19 protein-coding genes and 1 pseudogene are annotated in these 23551 nt (G+C 46.8%); 9 read left to right on the top strand and 11 right to left on the bottom strand.

All coding sequences use genetic code 11. The features are described 5' to 3' along the window. Positions 1–10 precede the first annotated feature (10 nt). Positions 11–1657 (bottom strand): diguanylate cyclase, encoded by a 1647-nt coding sequence (locus H591_RS0111360; protein ID WP_028244381.1) that lies wholly within the window; start codon positions 1655–1657, stop codon positions 11–13. A 219-nt stretch (positions 1658–1876) separates the two neighbouring features. On the opposite strand from H591_RS0111360, the gene H591_RS0111355 reads away from it, so the two are divergent. Beyond that, the gene (locus H591_RS0111355) at positions 1877–2965 is read left to right on the top strand and encodes a DUF2333 family protein (protein WP_022967083.1); all 1089 of its coding nucleotides are present in this window, start codon (positions 1877–1879) and stop codon (positions 2963–2965) included. Positions 2966–3134: 169 nt separating this feature from the next. After that, positions 3135–4208: an enoyl-CoA hydratase/isomerase family protein gene (locus H591_RS0111350; protein ID WP_022967082.1), complete on the top strand. Its 1074-nt coding sequence runs from the start codon at positions 3135–3137 to the stop codon at positions 4206–4208. A 136-nt stretch (positions 4209–4344) separates the two neighbouring features. Here the strand turns inward: H591_RS0111350 and groL are convergent, their stop codons facing one another. The 5 genes from groL to H591_RS0111325 all read right to left on the bottom strand — a co-directional run bounded on the left by groL (position 4345) and on the right by H591_RS0111325 (position 8969). After that, positions 4345–5982, bottom strand: coding sequence for a chaperonin GroEL (gene groL / locus H591_RS0111345; RefSeq protein ID WP_022967081.1), 1638 nt, complete (start codon positions 5980–5982; stop codon positions 4345–4347). 45 nt (positions 5983–6027) lie between these two features. After that, complete coding sequence (locus tag H591_RS0111340; protein ID WP_022967080.1) at positions 6028–6321, bottom strand: co-chaperone GroES; 294 nt, start codon at positions 6319–6321, stop codon at positions 6028–6030. 211 nt (positions 6322–6532) lie between these two features. After that, on the bottom strand, positions 6533–7003 hold the full coding sequence (locus tag H591_RS0111335) for an FxsA family protein (RefSeq protein ID WP_022967079.1): 471 nt from the start codon (positions 7001–7003) through the stop codon (positions 6533–6535). A 104-nt stretch (positions 7004–7107) separates the two neighbouring features. Further along, a complete protein-coding gene (locus H591_RS0111330) occupies positions 7108–8643 on the bottom strand; it encodes an AmpG family muropeptide MFS transporter (protein WP_022967078.1) in 1536 nt (511 codons plus the stop codon). A gap of 17 nt (positions 8644–8660) precedes the next feature. Further along, positions 8661–8969 carry an MGMT family protein gene (locus tag H591_RS0111325; protein ID WP_051145840.1) on the bottom strand — a complete coding sequence of 103 codons (309 nt, stop codon included), beginning with the start codon at positions 8967–8969 and terminating at the stop codon, positions 8661–8663. A gap of 138 nt (positions 8970–9107) precedes the next feature. Here H591_RS0111325 and H591_RS0111320 point away from each other — a divergent pair, with 138 nt between their 5' ends. The 3 genes from H591_RS0111320 (at position 9108) to phrB (ending at position 12710) form a co-directional block, all read left to right on the top strand. Further along, entirely contained in the window at positions 9108–10115 is a 1008-nt protein-coding gene (locus H591_RS0111320; RefSeq protein ID WP_022967076.1) for a DUF481 domain-containing protein, read from the top strand. A gap of 178 nt (positions 10116–10293) precedes the next feature. After that, positions 10294–11253: a YbgA family protein gene (locus tag H591_RS0111315; RefSeq protein WP_022967075.1), complete on the top strand. Its 960-nt coding sequence runs from the start codon at positions 10294–10296 to the stop codon at positions 11251–11253. Further along, complete coding sequence (gene phrB, locus H591_RS0111310) at positions 11250–12710, top strand: deoxyribodipyrimidine photo-lyase (protein WP_022967074.1); 1461 nt, start codon at positions 11250–11252, stop codon at positions 12708–12710. The genes H591_RS0111315 and phrB overlap by 4 nt, the downstream gene beginning before the upstream one ends. A 60-nt stretch (positions 12711–12770) precedes the next feature. Here the strand turns inward: phrB and brnQ are convergent, their stop codons facing one another. The 3 genes from brnQ to H591_RS0111295 all read right to left on the bottom strand — a co-directional run bounded on the left by brnQ (position 12771) and on the right by H591_RS0111295 (position 17580). Next, a complete protein-coding gene (gene brnQ, locus H591_RS0111305; protein WP_022967073.1) occupies positions 12771–14111 on the bottom strand; it encodes a branched-chain amino acid transport system II carrier protein in 1341 nt (446 codons plus the stop codon). Positions 14112–14302: 191 nt separating this feature from the next. Next, positions 14303–16207, bottom strand: a complete 1905-nt coding sequence (gene htpG, locus H591_RS0111300) for a molecular chaperone HtpG (protein WP_022967072.1) — start codon at positions 16205–16207, stop codon at positions 14303–14305. Positions 16208–16323: 116 nt separating this feature from the next. Beyond that, positions 16324–17580, bottom strand: a complete 1257-nt coding sequence (locus H591_RS0111295; protein ID WP_022967071.1) for an MFS transporter — start codon at positions 17578–17580, stop codon at positions 16324–16326. A 280-nt stretch (positions 17581–17860) separates the two neighbouring features. Between H591_RS0111295 and H591_RS15365 the strand changes: the two genes are divergently transcribed. The 3 genes from H591_RS15365 to H591_RS15885 all read left to right on the top strand — a co-directional run bounded on the left by H591_RS15365 (position 17861) and on the right by H591_RS15885 (position 20874). Beyond that, positions 17861–18265, top strand: a complete 405-nt coding sequence (locus tag H591_RS15365) for a hypothetical protein (protein WP_022967070.1) — start codon at positions 17861–17863, stop codon at positions 18263–18265. Positions 18266–18650: 385 nt separating this feature from the next. Beyond that, positions 18651–20099: a sodium:proton antiporter NhaD gene (gene nhaD, locus H591_RS0111285; RefSeq protein ID WP_022967069.1), complete on the top strand. Its 1449-nt coding sequence runs from the start codon at positions 18651–18653 to the stop codon at positions 20097–20099. Between the two features lie 181 nt (positions 20100–20280). Continuing rightward, positions 20281–20874 carry a helix-turn-helix domain-containing protein gene (locus H591_RS15885; RefSeq protein ID WP_022967068.1) on the top strand — a complete coding sequence of 198 codons (594 nt, stop codon included), beginning with the start codon at positions 20281–20283 and terminating at the stop codon, positions 20872–20874. Here H591_RS15885 and istB read toward each other — a convergent pair. Both istB and istA read right to left on the bottom strand, forming a co-directional pair. Further along, entirely contained in the window at positions 20822–21565 is a 744-nt protein-coding gene (gene istB, locus H591_RS0111270; protein ID WP_022967067.1) for an IS21-like element helper ATPase IstB, read from the bottom strand. The two genes, H591_RS15885 and istB, sit on opposite strands and share 53 nt — an antisense overlap. Further along, a complete protein-coding gene (istA, locus tag H591_RS0111265; protein WP_084702689.1) occupies positions 21562–23064 on the bottom strand; it encodes an IS21 family transposase in 1503 nt (500 codons plus the stop codon). The genes istB and istA overlap by 4 nt, the downstream gene beginning before the upstream one ends. 145 nt (positions 23065–23209) lie before the next feature. On the opposite strand from istA, the pseudogene H591_RS15360 reads away from it, so the two are divergent. Beyond that, positions 23210–23551 (top strand): annotated as a pseudogene (locus tag H591_RS15360) (RNA-guided endonuclease InsQ/TnpB family protein); the annotation flags it as partial.

The raw sequence follows: 23551 nt of genomic DNA, 5'->3' as shown, positions 1-23551 counted from the left end.
ATCTAATTTACTAAAAGGATGGTTTTGGTGCTGCTGTATAAATTTTCACACAATTACGTCCAGCATGTTTAGCGGCATACAATGCTTCATCCGCATAACCAGCCAGTTGTGCAGCATCTATATCATCCATTTCAACCGAGTACTCGACAACACCCGCACTGAAAGTACATCTTAAATCACGGGATTGTGCAGGAAAACTTATCTCAGAAAAATGCTTACGAATATCATCCATGACCTTTTGTGCAGACTCGGCATCAGTATTAGGTAAAATTACCGCAAACTCTTCCCCACCATAACGGCCAATATAATCAGTGCGTCGCAAGCGCTGCCGAAGAAACAGCGCTAAACTTTTAATCACTTTATCGCCCATCGGATGTCCGTAGGTATCATTGACCTGTTTAAAATGGTCAATATCAATCATCACAAAAGATAAGGCATGCGTAGACTTGCTCGCACGCACCCGTGCATCATCAAGCAACTGCAAAATATGCGTGTGGTTAAACAAGCCAGTTAAGCTGTCGCGCACAATACGCGACTTCAAGTTACGAGCGCGTGCAGCTCGGTTGCGCACCGTAGCAACTAAATGCCGTGGCTTAACAGGTTTCATTAAAAAATCATCGGCACCTTCGCTCATGGCATCGAGTTGTTTATCTAAGTCATCTTCGGCAGACAAATAGATAATCGGAACCCCAACAAAACGATCATTATGACGAATCACTTTCGCCAACTCAGGCCCATCACACTGCGGCATATACATGTCGAGAATAATTAAATCTGGATCAAAGTCTAATAACTCGGTTAAGGCTAAGGTTGGATCATTGATCGCGCGCGTAACAATCCCTGCTGAGTTCAGCACACGCTCAGTAAATGTCGCTTGCGCCTTAGAATCATCGACAACTAAAGCTCGATAAGGCTCAGTGTGCGCAAAGCGAGTTGAGGCCTCAACTTTTTCTAAAACACTGGCAGCATCCAACTCACCAACAAAAAACGCCTGACCTCCTGCTCGCACAGCCGCTAAGCGTATATGCGCATCAGCCTCTACAGAGCTATAAAACAAAACAGGAACGTTACTTTCATGCTCATTTTTTAAAGTCAGTGCTAGCTGCAAACCTTGCTCATCGCCTGAAAAATCAACATCTAAAACGATTAATGCTGGATGACGCTTAGCCATTGCTTGTAGAAAAGACGATGCATCACGAAAGACCTCTGCCTGCAAAGAAAATGAATGCATTTGCTGAACAAAACGTTCAGCTTTTTCATAATCCTGCAAAAGCACATACAATGGTTTGCGCACCATAGGAGGCAAGAAGACATTGTCAATGCTTTCACCTTGACGCAGACCGGTCTGCAACAACTCTTGCAAAAGCTGCGTAATGGTTTCGATAAATTGGCTGTTTAAGCGATTATTATTATTTTCGATAGCATCAAGATTATCTAGCATAGCTTGAGCTATTTTGAGGTGAGCATGCTGTTCAAAACGCTCGGCATAACGTAATAAACGCTGCGCTGCATCTTGCATACTAACCAGCTCTTGCGAACTCCATTGGGTGCTGTGCAAGTTTTGCCAGATTTCTAAAAGTTGTCGCGACTGATGAATGACACGCTGCGCAAAATGCTGCTTTAATCGTTCTAAACTATCCATTTGTATGCCTGTCATACTGTTGACTACCTCATCAACCAGCGTATTTTTAGCGGCTAGCAAGTATGATTGATAGCGAAATGCCATCAACGCGATTAAACCAATATAACCTTGATATTGACAAATGCAATAATTATATTCAACAAGATCAGCCACAACAGCAAACATCAACTTTATAGTACACTTCAACAACACAATGCATATGCTGCTAGCGCTGCACAATAAAAGGGCTTAATCATGCTCAATTGGAAAAAACGTTCACGAGATACTCGTGATCAGGTCAATGACTCTGTCGACGATGTTAAAAGTTACCTCGGTGGCATCTGGTTCAGTCGAACACTGCTCACTGTCGTCGCTGTTTATTTAATAGTGACCATTATTATTGGTTGGTATTGGAGCCAAGAGCCGGAATTTTTCTCGGTGCAAGAGCACACTCAGCACTCTGCCGATAAAGCTCAGCACTCTATCGTTACCGGTTACACCACTGTGGTAACCCTTAAACAGGTGGCGACCACTCTTTTAGACAAACCCGGCGGCTATTTGACCAATGACATCGCGCCTCCAGGTATTTGGCTAGACAACACACCCTCATGGGAATACGGCGTGTTGGTACAGATGCGTGACTTATCTCGCGCGCTGCGTAAAGACTTTGCTCGTTCACAGTCGCAATCCACCGAAGATCCTGATCTAGCTAAAGCCGAGCCACGTTTCAACTTCGACAATAAAAGCTGGGTATTGCCAGCAACCGAAGACGAATACCGCTTAGGCATTAAGTCTTTAGACCGTTATTTAGCGCGTTTAAGTGATCCAGAAAAAACCAACACACAGTTTTATGCGCGTGCCGACAACCTCAACAATTGGCTAGGCGATGTCGCAACACGTCTGGGTTCATTGTCACAACGTTTATCAGCAAGCGTAGGTAAGGCTCGTTTGAATATGGATAGCAACCAAGAGGAAACCAGCCTATCAGGCGCTCCTTCGGTAATGTCCAATGGTAAAGATGGTGTCGAAGAAATCGTTAAAACACCTTGGCTGCAAATTGATAACGTCTTCTATGAAGCCCGTGGTCAGGCTTGGGCGTTATCACATTTTTTACGTGCCATTGAGATTGATTTTGCTGACGTGATTGCTAAGAAAAACGCTACCGTCAGCGTGCGCCAAATCATTCGAGAGCTAGAAGCCGCGCAAGAACCACTGTGGAGCCCGATGATTCTAAACGGTGATGGCTATGGTGTTCTGGCTAACCATTCATTGGTTATGGCCAACTATATTTCCCGCGCTAACGCGGCGATCATCGAACTGCGTCAATTGCTGTCACAGGGCTAATTACCCTCCCCACTAAAGATCACAGCACGGCAGCGAGTCTGCGTGTGGTCTTTAGTGGTCTTTGGTGGTCTTGCTATATGCCAGCATTCATAGAATATTAACCTCTCTCAAGACTTACTGAGCTGTTTAAACACAGCAAGCTCATCATTTTCTTTTGCTAGGAGTTTCTATGTCCGCAGCTCACTCTTTGATACTGACAGAAATACGCAACAAAATCGGCCATATCACTCTTAATCGAGTCTCTGCCTTTAATGCAATTAATCTGCAAATGGTTCGTGAGCTTCGAGAGCAGCTCGATCTTTGGGCTGCAGACAATCATGTGCGAGCAATCGTCTTACGTGCCAATGGTGATAAAGCTTTTTGCGCCGGCGGTGACATTCGCGACATGTATAACAATCAAAAAGCTGGCAACCAAGGTAACGCCATCTTCTTTCGTGAGGAGTATGCTCTCGATCAGCTGATTCATGCTTACCCCAAACCTTTTATTGCTTTAGTTGATGGTTTGGTTTTGGGCGGTGGCATGGGCTTAATACAAGGTGCGAACTTTCGTGTAGTCACCGAGAAAGCAGTTCTGGGTATGCCTGAAGTTTGTATTGGCTACTTTCCTGATGTCGGCAGTAGCTACTTTTTATCACGCATGCCCAGTGCTACCGGTCTGTACATGGGCGTAACGGGCAACTCAATCAATTTTGCAGATGCTCTAGAGTTAGGCTTAGCTGACCGTTATCTCGCGCATCAAGATATCGCTGACTTTGATCACAAGCTTGATCATTTAGAGTGGTCAGCAGACGCCAGCCGCTCTATTGAGCAATTACTTGTGAGTTTTGCCGGTAATGAAACATCAAGCGCGGAACTGACCAGCAAACATGGTCTAATTAATAAACATTTTTCGCACAATACGCTGGATAAAATCTTTACCTCGCTCGCCAATGAAACTGATCCTGCCGCACAAGCGTGGTGCCAAGATACCCTCGTTACATTAAATAGCCGCTCACCCTTAGCCATGGCAGTAACGCTAGAACTATTACAGCGTGGCAAGCAGCTGTCATTGAGTGAATGCTTCAATATGGAATATCACCTTGGCTGCCGATGGTTCGGAAACAATGACTTTCTCGAAGGCGTGCGAGCCTTGATTATCGATAAAGATAAAAACCCACAGTGGAACCCAGCTGTTTATACAGAGTTAAAAGATCAGCAAATCCAAGATTTTTTTACAGGATTACCTGCCTCGACAAAGCAGTAGAAATACGTTTTCAGAGCCGTATTTTGCACAGAACAAGTCTCTTTAATTGATTTATTTAACCCAATAAAAAACGGCTACCAATCACTTGGTAGCCGTTTTTTTGATGCTTTAGAGCGAAACAGTAAGGTAAAAAACCTTACATCATGCCGCCCATTCCACCCATGCCGCCCATATCAGGCATTGCAGGTGCGCTGTCATCTTTGATTTCAGCAATCATGGCTTCAGTAGTCACCATCAAGCCTGCGATTGACGCAGCTGCTTGTAGCGCTGAACGGGTTACTTTTGCTGGGTCCAAAATACCCATAGCAATCATATCGCCGTACTCGCCAGTTGCTGCGTTGTAACCATAGTTACCTTCGCCTTGCTTAACTTTATCAACCACAACACTTGGCTCGTCGCCAGCGTTAGCAACGATCTGACGCAGTGGTGACTCAACCGCACGACGCAGCAGAGCAATACCAACGTTCTGATCTTCGTTGTCGCCTTTCAGCTCGCTGATCGCTTGCAGTGCGCGCACAAGTGCAACGCCACCGCCAGGTACCACGCCTTCTTCAACGGCAGCACGGGTTGCGTGCAGCGCATCTTCAACGCGAGCTTTCTTCTCTTTCATTTCAACTTCAGTGGCAGCACCAACTTTGATTACCGCAACACCACCAGCTAATTTAGCCAGACGCTCTTGCAGTTTTTCTTTGTCGTAGTCTGAAGAGGTTTCTTCAATTTGCTTACGGATCTGCAACACACGTGCTTCGATATCCGTTTGGTTGCCAGCGCCATCAATAATAGTGGTGTTGTCTTTATTCAAGATCACACGCTTAGCATTACCAAGGTGCTCTAAAGTGGTAGTGTCTAGGCTTAGACCTACTTCTTCAGAAACTACAGTACCGCCGGTCAAGATACCGATGTCTTGCAACATAGCTTTACGACGATCACCAAAGCCTGGCGCTTTAACTGCAGCCACTTTAACGATACCGCGCATGTTGTTCACAACCAAAGTTGCTAAGGCTTCGCCTTCAACATCTTCAGCGACGATCAACAATGGACGGCCGGCTTTCGCAACAGCTTCCAGCACTGGCAGCAATTCGCGGATGTTAGAGATTTTCTTGTCAACTAACAGCAACAGCGGGCTTTCCAGCTCGGCAACCATAGTGTCTGGCTTGTTGATGAAGTATGGAGACAGGTAACCACGGTCAAACTGCATACCTTCAACCACAGACAATTCGTTATCCAGGCCTGAACCTTCTTCAACAGTGATAACGCCTTCTTTACCAACCTTGTCCATTGCTTCAGCAATGATGTCACCGATTGAAGCATCAGCGTTGGCAGAAATAGTACCCACCTGAGCAATGGCTTTGTTATCAGCACATGGCTTAGCCATTTGCTTGATTTGCTCAACAATTGCGATGGTTGCTTTATCAATACCGCGCTTGAGATCCATTGGATTCATGCCCGCTGCAACTGCTTTCAAGCCTTCGTTAACGATAGCTTGTGCTAGAACTGTAGCAGTTGTAGTACCGTCACCAGCTTCATCGTTGGCTTTAGAAGCAACGTCTTTAACCAATTGTGCGCCCATGTTCTCAAAGCGATCTTTGAGCTCAATTTCTTTTGCAACAGAAACACCATCTTTAGTGATTGACGGTGCGCCGTAGCTTCTTTCAAGAATTACGTGACGGCCTTTCGGGCCTAAGGTTGCTTTTACTGCGTCAGCTAATACGTTGACGCCAGCTAACATTTTTTTACGGCCTGAATCGCCGAATTTTACTTCTTTAGCAGCCATGAATACTGTTCCTCAATTCTGTGTCATTTACGCAAAGGGGATAAATTAAGCTTCGACAACCGCGAGAATTTCGCTTTCGTTCATTACCAACAACTCTTCGCCATCAACTTTGATAGCGTTGCTGCCGGAATAAGGGCCAAATACAACTTTATCACCGACTTTTACAGCGAGTGCACGCACATCACCATTGTCTAAAACACGACCAGTGCCAACGGCAACAATTTCGCCTTGGTTTGGTTTTTCAGCTGCTGAACCCGGCAGCACAATGCCACCAGCGGTTTTTGTTTCTTCTTCGCTGCGGCGGATTACCACACGGTCATGCAGAGGACGAAGCTTCATTGTCGATCTCTCCCAACGGGTTAGTTACATCAACCGATGATACTCATCGGCACGTTTATTAGATCCGGCAAGCCGGGGCGTACTGGGCAAAATGCACAGCACGCAGGATGATCTGCTAATGCAGAATCTCTTGGTGTCTTCTATATGGAGGCGTGATTGAATATTTCAAGGCCTAGATAAGAAATTTTCAGCAATATCGTGACAACAGAGTTTAAGGATCTTTGCGCTCGAATTCGCCTTCAATAATCTGCACTTGCGTACGCTGCGCTTCCTTACTGTGCTGGCTGTAGGTCTGTTTAGCGGAATAAAATCCTGCCGTTTGCCCTGCGCCTTGGGTCATATGCAAAGCAATACGTTTAATCAACCAAGAGCGCGTCATCGGTAGCAGACCAATAAGGCCGATAACATCACTGATAAAGCCTGGCAAAAATAACAAACCACCTGCCACGACCAACAATAAACCATTGAGCATTTCACGGTTAGGCACCTCGCCCTGCGCCATGCGTTGACGCACATTTAATGCTGTGGTCAAGCCAGCCAGACGGATACACAAAACACCCAAAACACCACTGGCCAAGACCAGTAATAAAGTTGCGGCGGCTCCAATGCTGGAACCCACACGAATCATGACAAAGAGCTCAAGCAACGGAAAGACTAAAAACAATAAGAAAAAAACACGCATCAGGTACACCTTAACAATATCGATATTTAATTAATGCGCCCACCACAGCAAAATCTCAAGGGCAGCATGTTTTGCACTGTGTAACAAAATACCTCAAAACCCAGTTAACTTTCTGAATCTATCTCAGCAAACCTCGCTTTACGCCGATCGTTACGCCACTGCCACACAATCAAAATAAGTGTAGGTACACCAAGCAGAGCCGTTATTAGAAAGAACTGTTCATAGCCAAACTTATCCACCAGCACGCCAGAGTAACCACCAATCAGACGCGGCAGCAGCAACATAATTGAACTCAGCAAGGCGTATTGAGTGGCGGAAAACCTAAGGTTGGTCAGACTCGATAGATAAGCGACAAAGGCTGCCGTAGCTAGACCTGCACTGAAGTTGTCGCACGAAATAGTGACGATCAACATATTCAAATCAGCGCCCATTCCCGCGAGCATCACAAACATTAAGTTGGTCGCCGCAGAAGTAACACCACCTATTAATAAAATCGGCATGATGCCAAAACGCACAATCAGCAAACCGCCGATACCGGCACCCAACAAGGTCATTATCAAGCCAAAGACCTTACTGACCCCAGCAATCTGATCTTTACTGAAACCCTGATCGATATAAAACACGTTGGCCATTACGCCCATCACTGTATCCGACATACGATAGGTGGCGACTAAACCAAGCAACAACAGCGCCTGCCAACGATAGCGCACAACAAAGTCACTGACCGGCGTGAGTACCGGAGCCAGTCCTTTACGGCCAATCGTGGACAAACAGAACAACGTCAAAATGGTATAAAGCAAGGCGCGTAAAAATGCACGATCACTGTAAAATAGATCATCAAGTCCCGACTGCCCAGAAACTAACGATTGAAAGTCAGTTTGGTAGAACTGCGTCATCATTGCTGGCACCGAAACCAACAGCACCATCAACACAACAACTGAGATCAATTGATGACTCAGCTTGTAGCGGTTGACTGCATCTTCTGCTTGTAGAGCCACTTGCGGCTCTTTCATCCATAACGTGGTCAACAAACCAGGCAGCATTAGCAAAGCAAACAATAAGTAGGTGCTAGCCCAGGCTGCATGTCGGTATTGCACGCCGGTTGAACCAAACCACTCAGCAAAATACAAAGCGCCAGCGGTGGCTAACAGTGCTGCAACACGATAACCCGCCATATAACTGGCTGCCAGCGCGGCTTGACGGCTGTTATCCACAATTTCTAAACGATAGGCATCGACGGCGATGTCTTGCGTTGCGGAAGCAAACGCAACCAACACGGCCAAGGCAATTAATACGGCCAGATGACTTTGCGGATTACTCAGCGCCATGCCAGCAAGACCAATAGCCACCAATACTTGCGAGAACACCAACCAAGAACGGCGACGGCCTAAGCGCCCTAAGAGAGGTAAACGCCATTGATCAAGCAGCGGAGACCAAACCCATTTGAATGCATAAGCAAGACCAATCAGACTAGCATAGCCAATGGTTTCGCGAGCTACTCCAGCCTCACGCAACCATACCGACAAGGTAGAGAAAACCAGCATATAAGGTAAGCCGGCAGCAAAGCCTAATAACAACAGGGCTAAGGCTGCTGGGTTGGAATAAGCCTGTAGCGCTGTACGCCAACTGTTATCAGACATATTTTACAAATTTCATCTTAAAAACATACCTTGTTCTGGCTAACAGCATTAGGCTGCCATTCATAATCACGTAATTTAACACGGTCGCCCTGTACGAAGATCCCCTCACTGCGCAAACGTTGTCGTTGCTCATCGCCTGCTGGGGTATTGGCCGGCAAGCTTAAACGACCACCCGCAGCAATGACTCGATGCCAAGGCAACTGCGTATCTTCTGGCAATTGGCTAAGAGTACGCCCTACCCAACGTGCAGCACCGGGGTAGCCCATCAGTTTTGCCAATTGCCCATAGGTTGTTAAACGACCTTGCGGGATGTTGGACAGCAACATATACAGGATGATCCGTCTTTGCTGCTGATTATCTATATTCAATACGGAACCCTATTTAGCGCTATGAGTCTGTTACTGCATGGCTGTAAACTGCGCACCCTAAATATACCTCGACTCCCTTACTTTGAGCTTGTCATCATGCGTCATATTTCTTTGTTTGCTTTACTCATCAGCTTAACTTTTTCTCTCGGTGCATATGCCGATACCGTATGGTTAAAAAACGGCGACCGAATGACAGGGCGTATCCTACTCCTAGACAGTGGGAAACTGCTATTAGAGACTGATTATGCTGACACAATCACTTTAAATATCAAGAAAATTGCCACACTAGAAACCGACCAACCTTTATTGGTTAAACTGGATACCTTTACCACTCAAAGCAGTAAAGCATTACGTCCAGCTCCTGAAGGCAGTGTCACGTTAATCAATGGTGAAACACCAAAAACGATTGCGCTAACGGACATCCAACAATTAATGAAACCCAAGCCAATCATCGAAGACTTACGCTGGAAAGGTAATATCAGCTTTTCTGCCGACTACAAGAAAAAAGAAAATGATGTCAAAGATTATGACCTTGACGTGAGCTCTGAGCTTCGTCACGGTCTGTGGCGACATAAGCTGGATACTGAGTATGATTACGAAACCAAAAATAATGCTAAAAAAACTGAACGTTTTGAAGCCAGCTATGCGCTCGATCGCTTTATTACTGAGAAATGGTTCTGGAAAAACAAAGTTAAATATACCAACGACCATCTTGAAGAACTTCGTCGGCAGCACACCTATGGTACCGGTCCAGGTTATCAATTCTGGGATAATGAGCTAGGCGCCTTTTCTGTATCAAGTCTAATTAATCATAATAAATTTCTCTTTGATTCTGGTGAACAACAAAGCTTTAACTCCAGCACCTTTTCCTGGGATTATAATCGCTACGTCCATGGCAAAAGCTTTGAACTGTACACCCAAGGTGAAGTAGGCGTGCCTTTTATTAGTAGCATTGATTACGTTTTAGATAGCGAAGCGGGGCTGCGTTACAAGGTCAACAGTTGGGCAGCAATCACCTTAAAAGCTGAGTGGAATAAAGTATCCAGTCAATACGGTGACCTCAATGATCGTCGTTATTTGATTGGTTTCGGGGTTGGCTGGTAACCATTGCCTTACTTGAAAGAGTGCCATACAGCAAAACAACTGCGTGGCACTGAAGATTAGGCCTCCGAAAACACTCTGTTCAGATCGTTTCAAGAAGCTATAGTTGTACAAAGCATTTGACTTGTACAACTATAGCTATATTCTTATAGGCATATTCAACAGCCTATAAAGTCCTATTATGAGCAGTCCAGATAACCTAATTAAAGTTGGCATTAGCGCATGTTTGCTAGGCGCACCTGTACGCTTTAATGGCGGTCATAAACAATCCCATCTATGTAAAGACGTACTCAGTCAATACTTTACTTATGTGTCTGTGTGCCCAGAGCAAGCCATAGGTCTTGGCACGCCACGCGAGCCGATCCGTCTAGTTGGCGAGACGAGTAATCCGCGTGCAGTGGGCACAGTCAACGCAGAGCTTGATGTGACTGATGCATTAACCGCTTACGGGCAACGTACCGCTGCCGAACTGACCGATCTGAGTGGCTTTATCCTGATGCAAAAATCGCCCTCCTGTGGCATGGAGCGCGTCAAGGTCTATCAATACAGCGGGCACACTGCTGAGCACGGTGGCGTTGGTTTGTTTGCCGCAGCTTTGATGCTCGCACAACCCAATTTACCTGTCGAAGAAGACGGCCGCTTAAATGATCCGGTGCTACGGGAAAACTTTATTACCCGAGTGTTTGCTTATGCACAGTGGCAACAACTATTAAGCAGCGGTTTAACGCGTAAGAAACTCTACGACTTCCATGCCCGCTATAAATATCAACTGATGGCCAACAGTCCCGCTGACTGCTCGGCACTAGGCCGCTTACTGGCCAGCAACCATCAGCTACGCCTAGGTATTTTAGCAACCCAGTACTTTAGTAAATTTATGTCGGCACTGAAAAAAATTGCTAATCGTGGCTCACATACCAATGTACTGCAGCATATCAGTGGTTACATTAAACGCTCATTGGCTGCAGATGAACGTCAAGAATTACAAACACTGATCAGCCAATACCGCAGCGGCATCGTGCCATTAATTGTGCCCTTGACCCTGCTCAAGCATCACTTTAAAAGGCATCCTGATCATTACATTGCAGGACAAGTGTATCTGCAGCCGCACCCCGAGAATCTCAGCTTGCGGAACGCTATATGAGCACATCTAACGTTGTAGAAAAGTCCGTGCCACGACAACTCCTGTGGCTGCGTAATGATTTACGCATACAGGATAATACCGCCCTAGCTGCTGCATTACAGGCGGGTCCAACTGTGGCAGTTTTTCTGCTCAGTCCGGAGCAATGGCTAGCCCACGATGATGCAGCCTGCAAAGTAGATTTTTGGCTGCGTAATCTTGTTGAACTAGAAGAAAGCCTCGCCACACTGAATGTACCGCTATTGATCCGCTATGCCGCTGAGTGGCAGCAGGCTCCCGAGGTGATTGCCGAGCTTTGTCAGCAATTGAATATCAGCGCCGTACAGGTCAATACTGAATACGGTATCCATGAAAGCCAGCGCGACCTCGCCGTCGGCGCTCTTCTGGTTGACCAAGGTATTTTATTTCATAATCACTTTGACCAACTGCTGTTTAAACCCGGCAGCGTGCTGACGCAAACAGGCACTTATTTCAAAGTGTTTAGTCAATTTAAAAAAATCTGCTACCAACGTTTATATGGTTATTTACCAGAGACAATAGCTACACCTAAAGCGCAAGCCGCTCTGGATATTGCCAGTGATGCTATCCCTAACGCTGTCGCTGGTTTTGCTGCAACTGATCCGAGTGTGCAAGCACTCTGGCCTGCCGGTGAACAGGCCGCGCAGCACCGCCTACAGACATTTGCTGAACAGGCTATTGATGACTATTTAGATGAGCGTGACATCCCCGCCCTACCCGGCACCAGCCAATTGTCAGCTTATTTAGCAGCCGGAGTTATTTCGGTTCGCCAATGCTTGCATGCCGCACTAGCAGCCAACCAAGGTGAGTTTGATTCAGGTAAACCCGGCGTGGTGACTTGGATTAACGAACTGCTCTGGCGCGAGTTTTATAAACATATTTTAGTCGGCTATCCAAAAGTATCGCGCAGCCGTGCTTTTAAGCCTGAGACTGAGTTTTTAGCTTGGCGTCATTCGCCTAAAGATTTACTGGCCTGGCAGCAAGGTCGCACTGGCTTTCCAATTATAGATGCCGCCATGCGCCAATTGCTGGCCACAGGCTGGATGCACAATCGCTTGCGCATGGTTGTGGCAATGTTTTTAACTAAGAACTTATTGATTGATTGGCGCGAAGGCGAGCGCTTCTTTATGCAGCATTTAATCGATGGCGACTTAGCCGCGAATAACGGTGGCTGGCAATGGAGCGCCTCAACAGGCACTGATGCAGTGCCTTATTTCCGTATCTTTAACCCCGTCAGTCAATCGCAGAGATTTGACCCTAAGGGCACTTTTATTCGGCAGTGGATTCCTGAACTCAAGCATCTGAGCGATAAAGAAATTCACCAGCCAAAACTGCTTACAGGTTTGTTTGGTACAGCAGATTACCCCAAGCCTATTGTTGATTTATCTGCCAGTCGTCAGCGCGCTTTAAGTGCCTTTAAAAATTTGCCAGACATCAACTGACCAAGCCAGTTGGCCTGCATCAATTGAAGTTGCTGCAGGCCATTTTCATTGTCAGTTATCTTACTGCTGTTCAGGCAAAGCGTGATGATTGGAACGGTAGCGATCGAAAACTGCCAAACTCAACATAACCACAATAGCCGGCACCAACCAACCCATTTGCTGCTCAGCTAAGGGCAATCGGTTAAACAACTCAGGCACCCAGGCTGAAAACCCAGCCGCGGCCAAACCATCCATCACTCCAAAAACTAAAGTAACCAACATGGTGCCGCGAAAAACCAACTGACTGGAGCGCCAACAGCGATCCAGCAGACTCAACACCACCAACACAATCGCCAGCGGATACAAACCAGTCAATACCGGTATCGACACTTTAATCAGTTGATCTAAACCTTGATTCGACACCACCCAACTGAATAAAACAAAAAAGATCACCACATACTTGTAAGCGATATTCATGCGTTCACTAAAAAACTCACCGCAAGCCACTAGCAAACCCACTGCAGTGGTCAAACAAGCCAAACCGATTACCACAGCCAATAGCAGATTACCCACTGGGCCAAACACATGCTGCACATACAAGGCTAAAACTTGTCCACCATTTTGCGCTTCACTGGCAATCCCTTGGCTGGTTGCGCCCAGATAAAACAGCGATAAATACACCGCAGACAGCCCCACTGCTGCAATCAAACCCGCATAGATCGAGTAACGCGTAATCAGGCGCTCAGCTTGCACGCCTTTACTGCGCAGCGCACTGGCAATCACGACGCCAAAGGCTAAAGCTCCCAGCGCATCCATAGTCAGATAACCATGTAGAAAACCTTGTAAAAAAGCTTCCTGCTGATACAAGGCCAGCGCCTCACCAACCGAACCTGCGGGTTTTAAAAAGGCAGCGCCGCCAAGAATTGCTAAAGCCAGCAATAGCACCGGCGTAATCAAGGTGCCGATGCGATCAATAATCTTATTCGGCGTAATCGATAAATACAGGACCAAGGCAAAATAGGCCGTTGAGTAGATTAGCAACCCAGAGTCACTGTTACCGAAGAAAGGCACGACCCCAATTTCATAGGACACCACAGCGGTTCGCGGTGTGGCAAAAAAAGGTCCAATCGCTAAATACACGGCTACGGCCAGCACAGTGCCGGCGGCCTTCCCCAAAGGCTGGGTCAATGCTGTTAAACCACCGCCAACGCGCGCCAACGCGACAACAGTCAATAGTGGCAAACCAACTCCAGTCAGCAAAAAACCGATGGCTGCACGCCAGACGGAATCGCCCGCCTGCAAACCAGACTCGGCAGGAAAGATGATATTACCAGCGCCCAAAAACAGAGCAAACGTCATAAAGCCCAGTGCAAATACATCACGCCGACTAAAGTTGACTGATGTCGCTGGAGAGGTATTCATGAGAGTCCTTTAGCTTAAACTTCAAATTAGGCGCACAAGTCTAAAGCACTGGGGACAATGTACAAAGGCTTTCGTCCCAGCAGTGCAATGCTTAAGTCACACTGGCTGACAATATGTACCGTACGCCACGTTCTATGGAGCATAAAAAAACCGCGAATCAATCGCGGCTTTTTATTCACCTAAGCAAGCATTTAGCTGCTCAATTCAACTAACAACTTATTCAAACGCTGCACGTAGGCGGCAGGGTCTTTCAAGCTGTCACCTGCAGCCAATGCGGCCTGATCAAACAAGATCATCGACAGGTCTTCAAAGCGCTGCTCATTGCTCTCAGCATCCAGCTTTTCAACCAAGCTGTGTGCTGGATTAATCTCAAACACAGGCTTCGACTCAGGCACTTTCTGCCCGCTGGCTTCAAGGATTTGGCGCATTTGCAAACCAAGATCCTGCTCACCGATTGCCAAAATCGCTGGCGAGTCAGTGAGACGGTGTGAAACACGCACATCAGCGACCTGATCACCCAAAACAGTTTTCAAACGAGTGACTAACGCTTCTTTGCTTTTGGCTACTTCATCTTGCGCTTGCTTGTCTTCATCACTATCCAACGCACCAAGATCAAGATCACCACGCGCTACATCGACAAAACTTTTGCCATCAAAGTCAGTTAAGTAGCTCATCAGCCACTCATCAATGCGATCCGTCAGCAGTAGCACTTCAATGCCTTTCTTACGGAACACTTCAAGGTGTGGACTGTTTTTAACCTGCGCGTAGCTTTCACCGGTCAGGTAGTAAATCTTGTCCTGGCCTTCTTTCATACGTGCAATGTAGTCACTCAGTGCCACGACCTGCTCGTCGTTACCGCTCTGGGTTGAAGCAAAGCGCAATAGACCGGCAATTTTCTCTTTGTTAGAGAAATCTTCCGCTGGACCTTCTTTAAGCACTTGACCAAAAGCTTCCCAGAACTTTTTATAATCATCTAGGCTGTTCTTGGCCATTTTCTCCAACATATCCAGCACACGCTTGGTCAGCGCAGATTTCATGCTGTCGATGACCGGATCTTTTTGCAGGATTTCACGGGAAACGTTCAGCGATAAATCGTTGGAGTCGACGATACCCTTAGTAAAGCGCAGGTATAAGGGTAAAAACTCATCCGCTTGATCCATGATGAACACGCGCTGCACATACAGCTTTAAGCCACGCGGTGCTTCACGTTGGTATAAATCAAAGGGCGCACGGGTGGGTACATAGAGGAGCGAGGTGTACTCAAGCTTGCCTTCAACCTTGTTATGACTCCACGCCAGCGGGTTCTCAAAGTCATGAGACACATGCTTATAAAACTCTTGGTACTCTTCGTCTTTAACTTCAGTGCGCGGACGTGTCCACAGCGCGCTGGCACGGTTGACCACTTCCCATTCAACCGCAGCGTCAGCCTCTTTCTCTTCGCCAGATGCTTCTTTAGGCAGTTCAATCGGTAAAGCAACATGGTCAGAGTATTTCTTGATGATGTTGCGCAAACGCCAACCATCAGCAAACTCGCTTTCTTCTTTTTTCAGGTGCAGAACAATACGGCTGCCGCGCTCGGCTTTTTCAATGTTAGACAGATCAAACTCGCCCTCGCCTTGCGAGCTCCACAGCACGCCCTCGGAAGCCGGTGCGCCAGCACGACGGGTGAAGACTTCAACTTTGTCAGCAACAATAAAGGCTGAGTAAAAGCCCACACCAAACTGACCGATCAGCTGTGAGTCTTTTTTGGCATCGCCGGATAAATTCTTGAAAAACTCAGCGGTACCCGACTTAGCAATGGTACCCAGATGATTGATCACATCATCACGGCTCATACCGATAGCGTTGTCTTCGATGGTTAAGGTATTGGCGTCTTTATCAAAACTGATGCGGATTTTTAACTCGGCATCACCTTCCAATAACTCGGGTGCAGACAAGGCTTCAAAACGCAGTTTATCGGCCGCGTCGGATGCGTTAGAAATCAGCTCGCGTAGAAAAATCTCTTTATTCGAGTACAGCGAGTGAATCATTAAATGCAGCAGTTGTTTGACTTCGGTTTGAAAACCTAGCGTTTCTTTTTGTGCTTCAACAGCCATCTTCATTAACTCCATATCCACTAAACATGCCACGCAGTGCGGGCGATGCAATGGATATGGGGCTGGATGTTAAAAATTCAATAGCGAGTAGCTGCGATCTAAGCAGCTAGTACAAGCTAAGGTTCAAGCAAGGTGATCTGCGCAATCTCTGCTGGCGACAAAGTAAAGCTCACTGTACCAGGCGCTTTTAACTCACGACTAATGATCAGCGCACCCTCAGTGTCTAAGCCCATGAAACGCCCCTTCACCTGATTGCCTTGCACTGTTACAGCATGTACTTGCAAATATTGATACTGCGCAGGGTTGACTAATAAGCGCTGTAAAGTAAAGCGTAAACGACGGTCAACACTGCGTACTGTTTTCGGTGCTTGAGCAATCTGCTCAGCAACTGTAGCAACCAACTCTGCAGGTAACACTGGAGCCGAACGGGCCGAGTATGAATCGTTTTCTATCGCCCACTCAGTGTTTGCATTTTTAATAAAACGCACAGGCACACTGCGCAATTGGCCGGCGACATACGTTTTGATGTCCATATCAAGTGGCGCGGTAAAAGCTTCAGGGGTGGCAAAGGGCTCGACAATCACATCTTGGTTAAAGCGTCGTTCCAGGTAGTCATGCACCACATACTCAAGCGTGCTGACATCGTCATAACTGCGATCAACTTTGCCATGACGATAATGTAAGCGGTCACTTAACAGCTGAATTTCACCACTCATCGAGGTTTTAAACTGTGGCGGTAACACCAAATGAAAGTTACCTGTTAGCAAGTTCGGAGCCTGATGCTGCAAATCCAAATGCAAAGTATAACCACGGCCAACACGTCGTGCTTCAGGCAAGGTTTGCTCAGGCAACAGCCACATAATTTCAACATCCGGCAGCTCACCTACATCTTGTGGCAATACATCTAAACGCAAGCCTTCTGGCGATACTGCCGTTCCTGCGGGCAAAGCAATGCGCAACTCGCGCTGGGCGAAAAAATCTTTACCTTCACGCAATAACAAAACACCATCAATCAGTTCGCCATATTGCGGACGAAAGGGCTGACCATAAAGCTCACCATTTAATTCAATTTGCGTACTGCTGTGCGTCGCTTCAGCACCCTGCAACCAGCTCAAATTAAGCAACGCTTCAACGCGCGTCGCATCGATACTGGCGAGCTGGGTAATACCAACAATTAAAGGTACAAATCCTAAGGCAATAAAAATCACCGCTTTACGCGCAACTTTCCAACAGCTAATAATAAACAGCAGCAAAATTGGAGGCAGCAGACTGCCTACGCCCCACAGCAAGCTCACTCCAAACGCCAAAACAATCAGCCAAAGCAAACCCAAAACAATTAGTAACATGCCGCCAAGAATCAATAAGGCTGCCATTCATCTACCCTTAACATCAGTTAATGCCATTGCGTGTACTTTTAAATCAATACACTTCTTATTCTGCGCAACGCACAGGCTTCTAAAACCTGTTACCCACAGCGTAACTTGCGCGCAGTAATCATACCGACTATTTTGTATATTCTTTACACAATCAAACACTGCAGACTAAATAACGTGAAGCAGTTCCAACGGCTTTATCCATTCGTTGTAATGCTGTGCAATAATGATAACGTATTTGCTTAAATACGTTATTTCAAAACCCACATGGAGATTTATTATGCAAAAGCCTTTCCTTACTGCTGTTCTGCTGGCTGCCACTCTAGGCTTAGCCGCTTGCGATAGCGAACCTCAGGATAAAACGGACTCTGCAAAAGAATCTTTATCTGACGCAGCACAATCAGTTAAAGAAGCTGCCAAAGAAACCAAGCATGCTGTTGAGCATAAGTCTGAGCAACTAACTGAAGCCAGTGAAGCAGCAACAGAAAAAGTTATAGAAAAAATTGAAGAAGAAGTCGAGATTACCAAAGAGCACGCTGCAGAAGCACAAGAGCAATTAGACGAAATTCTTGAAGAAAGCGAGCAAGCTAAAGCAGACGCTAAAGCCAAACTTGATGAGTCCGCTGAAACTAGCAAACAAAACATCGAAAACATCAAGCAAAACGCTAAAGACTCGATCAAGTAATTCTATCTAACTGTTCATTTTTATAAAAATGGTGGCCGCTTAAGCGGTCACCATTCTCTAAATACACAGCATTCAGCGGTCGCCTCGAACCGCCAATGAACACCTGATTCGAGTCACTACCTGCGCAATTAACCGAGAACTTGAACGTTTTTTTGCAGGATTGAGCACGTCTTCGCTAATTAAGATTGGCCTCCTGCGCGACAAACTATCCAGACCTAAAAAAGCAAACCGATACAAATACCCCCGCACTGTCAATAACACCAGATACGCTTACCTCAATTTTCATACCTTCAAGCATAAAGTCTTACATTTTGTTACCATTTGCCACAGTCCGTAGCGCTTGCCTTACCGCTACCTTCCTTTGGCCAATCTTGAGAATACTTTTATGCTGCGAAGTTTGTTTACATGTGTTGCTGCTGCAGTGTTGTCGATGCCAGCTTTAGCCAGTGAATCTGCTGAAGCGGTACAACACTTGAACGCGACATCCACCCTTGCTGGCTATTTGGCAGTCTTTATCTTTGCGATTGCATACATCATCGTAGTGCTGGAAGAAAAGCTACAACTGCGTAAATCCAAGCCTGTTTTACTAGGTGCCGGTATTATTTGGCTTATCGTTGGGCTTGTTAGCCCCGACCATGCGGCAACCAAGGCGGCTTTTAGCCGTAACTTCCTCGATTTCACAGAGTTGATGCTCTTTTTGTTGGTGGCGATGACCTATATCAACGCCATGGAAGAGCGTCGCGTCTTTGAAGGTTTACGTGCATGGATGGTGCAAAAAGGTTTTGGCTATAAAACCTTATTTTGGCTGACCGGTATTTTAGCCTTCCTTATTTCTCCTGTCGCAGATAACTTGACCACCGCTTTACTGATGTGCGCTGTAGTACTTAAGGTTGCTGAAGGACAAAAACGCTTTATTGCCATGTGCTGTATTAACATTGTGGTGGCCGCTAACGCCGGGGGCGCATTCAGCCCATTCGGTGATATCACCACCCTGATGGTCTGGCAAGCAGGCAAAGTTCAGTTCATCGAGTTCTTTGATCTGTTCTTACCCGCAGTGGTGAACTTTGCCGTACCAGCCATCATCATGACCTTCTTTATTCCTAAAGGAAAACCTGACAGCATCACCGAAAAGGTCGAACTCAAGCGCGGCGCTCGTCGCGTTATGGTGTTTTTCTTACTGACGATTGTGACTGCTGTGTGTGGTCACCAGTTCCTAGGTTTACCACCCGTGTTTGGCATGATGGTTGGTTTAGGTTACTTACAGTTCTTCGGTTACTTCCTACGTATGAGCCTGCCTTCTTCGTTGGCAAAAAAACGCACAATTGCTGAGAAAGCACACGATGACCAACAACTGCGTTATTTAGGTAGCGTGGTACCTTTTGATATTTTCAAAAACGTTGCCCGCGCTGAGTGGGACACCTTGTTGTTCTTCTACGGCGTGGTGATGTGCGTCGGTGGCTTGGGTTACCTTGGCTACTTACAGTTAGTCTCTGTAATGTTATTTGACGGTCTGGGTGCATCCTGGGCAGCCTTTGGCATTGGTATTATTTCTGCCGTAGTGGATAACATTCCCGTGATGTTCGCGGTCTTGGAAATGAATCCAGCCATTAGCCATGGACATTGGTTGCTCGTGACGTTAGCTGCCGGTGTCGGTGGTAGCTTACTGTCGGTAGGTTCGGCAGCTGGTGTTGCGCTAATGGGCGCTGCACGTGGTAACTACACCTTTATGAGCCACTTACGCTGGACGCCTGTGATTTTCTTAGGCTATGTTGCGAGTATGTTGGTTCATCTTTGGTTAGGCGATATCTTGGGCGTGTTTGATATTTATAACTAATAGCAGCAACCTAATAAGCTCAGAAAGCGACCCGCTAACGGCGGGTTCGCTTGAGTGCATAAACATTTGTACGTCACCGCTCTGTTTAATCCTTTAGCTTCTTTCGACACTTTAACAAATACCCAGCAGAATTCCCCCTCCTCTTAGGTGGTGGGATGGATGCGATGCAGGCGCTAGCCTGTTGTCTTATGAAGCCTTTGCATTACAGCAGGCTACTGGCATTATATACAGTATGAGTGCATGCATACTAAAAGCCTATAAGTACAGGCTCTATCCAAACACTGAACAGCAAGAGTTTTTTGCTAAGTCGTTTGGTTGCGCTCGCTTTGTTTGGAATAAAATGCTTCACGATAAAATCGAGCATTACGAAAAAACCAAGACCACGCTGAAAAACACTCCCGCCCAATATAAAAAAGAATTTGAATGGCTCAAAGAAGTGGACAGCTTGGCGCTGGCCAACGTCCAGCTTGATCTGCAAAGAGCCTTTCAGAGCTTCTTCAAAAGCAGTTTTGGCTTTCCTAAGTTCAAGAGAAAAGGCATTAAGGATAGCTACACCACCAACAACCAAAAAGGCACGTTGGCTGTTACCAGTCGCTCAATTAAACTGCCTAAAATCGGTCTCATCAAAGCCAAGATTGACCGAGAGATCAATGGCTTAATCAAAATGTCAATGGCCATTACTTTTGATCCACTTTCGGCCATTAAAATTGACCCACCTACGATCAGGTTTTATTCACTTTTTGCTTTAATCGATAGCTTTCACCTCCTAGCATAAATACGTGTGAGTGATGGATGACGCGGTCGATAATAGGCACGGCAACGTTGTCGTCATGGAAGAACTCACCCCAGCTGGTGAAGTCTTTGTTGGTGGTTAAAATGATTGACCGGTACTCGTACAAGCTATTGATAAGCTGGAACAAGTTGTAACGTGATTGGCGTGACATCGGCAGATAGCCCAGCTCATCAATAATCAACACGTCGTACTTGCTCAGCTGTGTGAGCCGTTTTTTAAGCTCGCCTTTCATTTCAGCTAGCTCGAGCTCTTCAACCAGCGCCAGTGCGCTTTTGAACAGCACCTTGTAACCGGCTTGGATCGCTTCGTGGCCAATACCAATGGCCAAATGGGTTTTACCCACGCCTGGCGGTCCGATAAAGATCAGGTTTTGACGTTCATCGATAAAACTGAAGTCGAGCAGCCCGCTGATTTGGCGCTTGGTGACGGTGGTTTTATGACGATAATCAAACTGATCGAGGCGCTTTTCACTGGGAAACTGGGCTTGCTTAAAGTGACGCTGAATACGATTCACATTGCGTTGCACCATCTCATGTTCGGCCAGAGACTGAACAAAACCAAGGTACGAGATTTCATTGGCCTCAGCTTTGGCTACTAGGGTGGCCAGCTGGCTGGCAGCCGCAGTGAGACTCAGGCTACGCAGTTGTTTGACGGCGCTATCTAACTGGCTCATAACCGAGCTCCCTGTAAGCCCGGCTGGCTGACACGTTGATACATGCTAAGGTCGATCGGTGTTGAAATAGGCTCGTCATCAATGCTTGGCAGGTGGCCACGGCTCTCGGCACGCGTCCATGCTTCGATACGGTCACGCAACTGCGTCGCGCTGAGCGTATCGCGCTCAATCAGGTGTTGCAGCAGCGCTTCAGGCACTTCCTCATACTTGCTAAGCACATCAAGTACGCCACGCAGTTGGTCTTTGTAATAACTGGGCATTGTTGTCTTTAACAGCGCGGCCATGGCCACGCCAGCGGCCTCACCGATGCGTTCCTGCAGTTGTAATTCTAATGCTTCTATAGCTTGGGCTTTGTCGCGATAGTGGTCACGGTTTTTGATGATAGCGCCTTTTTCCAAGCTGACCTTATGCTCGGCAATCACTTCGACAGTGGCAAGATCATGAATAAACAGACTGCCATTGCTTTCACTCACTCCGATACGGTTTTGCTGCCATTGCATGGGCACCGAGTATTTGCTCGAAAGCCATGAGATCAATCCCGTTTTATCCACTTTGCGTGTAGCAAGAGGCGCGTCACTCAGCACATCTAGCTTGGGCTGATAATGGCTCATGTGTGGCCGTTCTAGTCGGTCATAATGGCTTTGCGGTTGTTGTTTGGTCGTGCCATGCTCTCGAACGTTGGCCACGTTATTGAGCCAGTGCAAGGTATGCTCACGTAACCCAGTTTCGCTGGCAAACACTTCGCCATATAAGCAATCTTGCTTGACGTATTTAACGCCAGCTTCCACTTTGCCCTTACTTTCAGGATCAAAACCTTCGCAGGCACGGATGCGAAAGTTGGCCGTGGTCGCATACTGCGCAAAGCGTTGATTAAGCGTGAGCTCCCGATACTGCTCATGCAGCACAACCAGCTTGGTCTGGTCATACACGCACTCTTCAGTCACCCCGCCGAAGTAACGGAATGCCTCATCATGCATCTGGATAAAGCTGTGCGTGTTAATCGGCTGCAGCGATAAACCCACGTACATTAAGCGGCTGTACGAGAGCACGAACACCACGAAGTGTACGGTTTGAAGTTGGCCATTGACCAGCACTTGGCGTAGTTCGCCGGGATCAACCTGGCACTGCACACCGGGCACGGTTTCGATAATCGGCTCGTAATATCGAAATTGGCCAACGGTTACTTGCTGCTTCAACGCTTGCACATAACGGCGCACGCTGCGCTCTGATACTTGTAGTGTGCCAACTTTGTTTTTCAGCCGCCGCATCAGCTTCACAGCGGACAGTTTGGGGTATTCCTTGAGCTGGTTAATCAGGTAGTCACGGTAATTATCCAGCCACTTATAGCGCGACGGATCGGCTTGCATAATGGATATCGCCTGTTCATCCATCTGCAGATACTTCTTCACGGTGTTGCGTGAGATATTCAACTCACGACTGATAGCTCGAATCGAAAGTCCAGAGCCTTTGCTATGCATTGCTTTAATTTTATGAATCACTGTCCACTCCTTCAATGCACCGCCCCCAGCTTAAAGTTGATCGGGTGACGGTACATAAAAACGTGGCCTAAGCCACAAGAAGTGGGTCAAAATTAATGGCCAATAGTGGATCAGTTTAAATGGCCATTAACACAAAAGCGCCACGGTATCTAAAACCCCAGCGGGTCGATACTTTGTCAGTGTACTGGTTGAAACCATTGTGCAGCCTTTACCTAAAACCAACAGCAGTGTCGGCATTGATTTAGGCATAACAGACTTTATTATTTTATCAGATAAAACCGAAGTTGTTAATCCTAAGTTTCTAGCCAAGTACGAAAAGAAACTGGCGCGTGAACAAAAGATTTTAGCCAAGCGCAGGGAGGTGGCTAAAGCCGCCAATCGTAAGCTGTCTGAAAGCCGCAATTACCAAAAGCAGCGATTAAAAGTTGCCAAGGTGTACGAGAAAATAGCCAACTGCCGTAAAAACTTTCTGCACAAAACCTCATTC

This window comes from Denitrificimonas caeni DSM 24390 (genome assembly GCF_000421765.1).
GTDB classification, from domain to species: Bacteria; Pseudomonadota; Gammaproteobacteria; order Pseudomonadales; family Pseudomonadaceae; genus Denitrificimonas; species Denitrificimonas caeni.
Note: the sequence above shows the minus strand (reverse complement) of the source record. Positions and strands in the feature narration are given on the sequence as shown.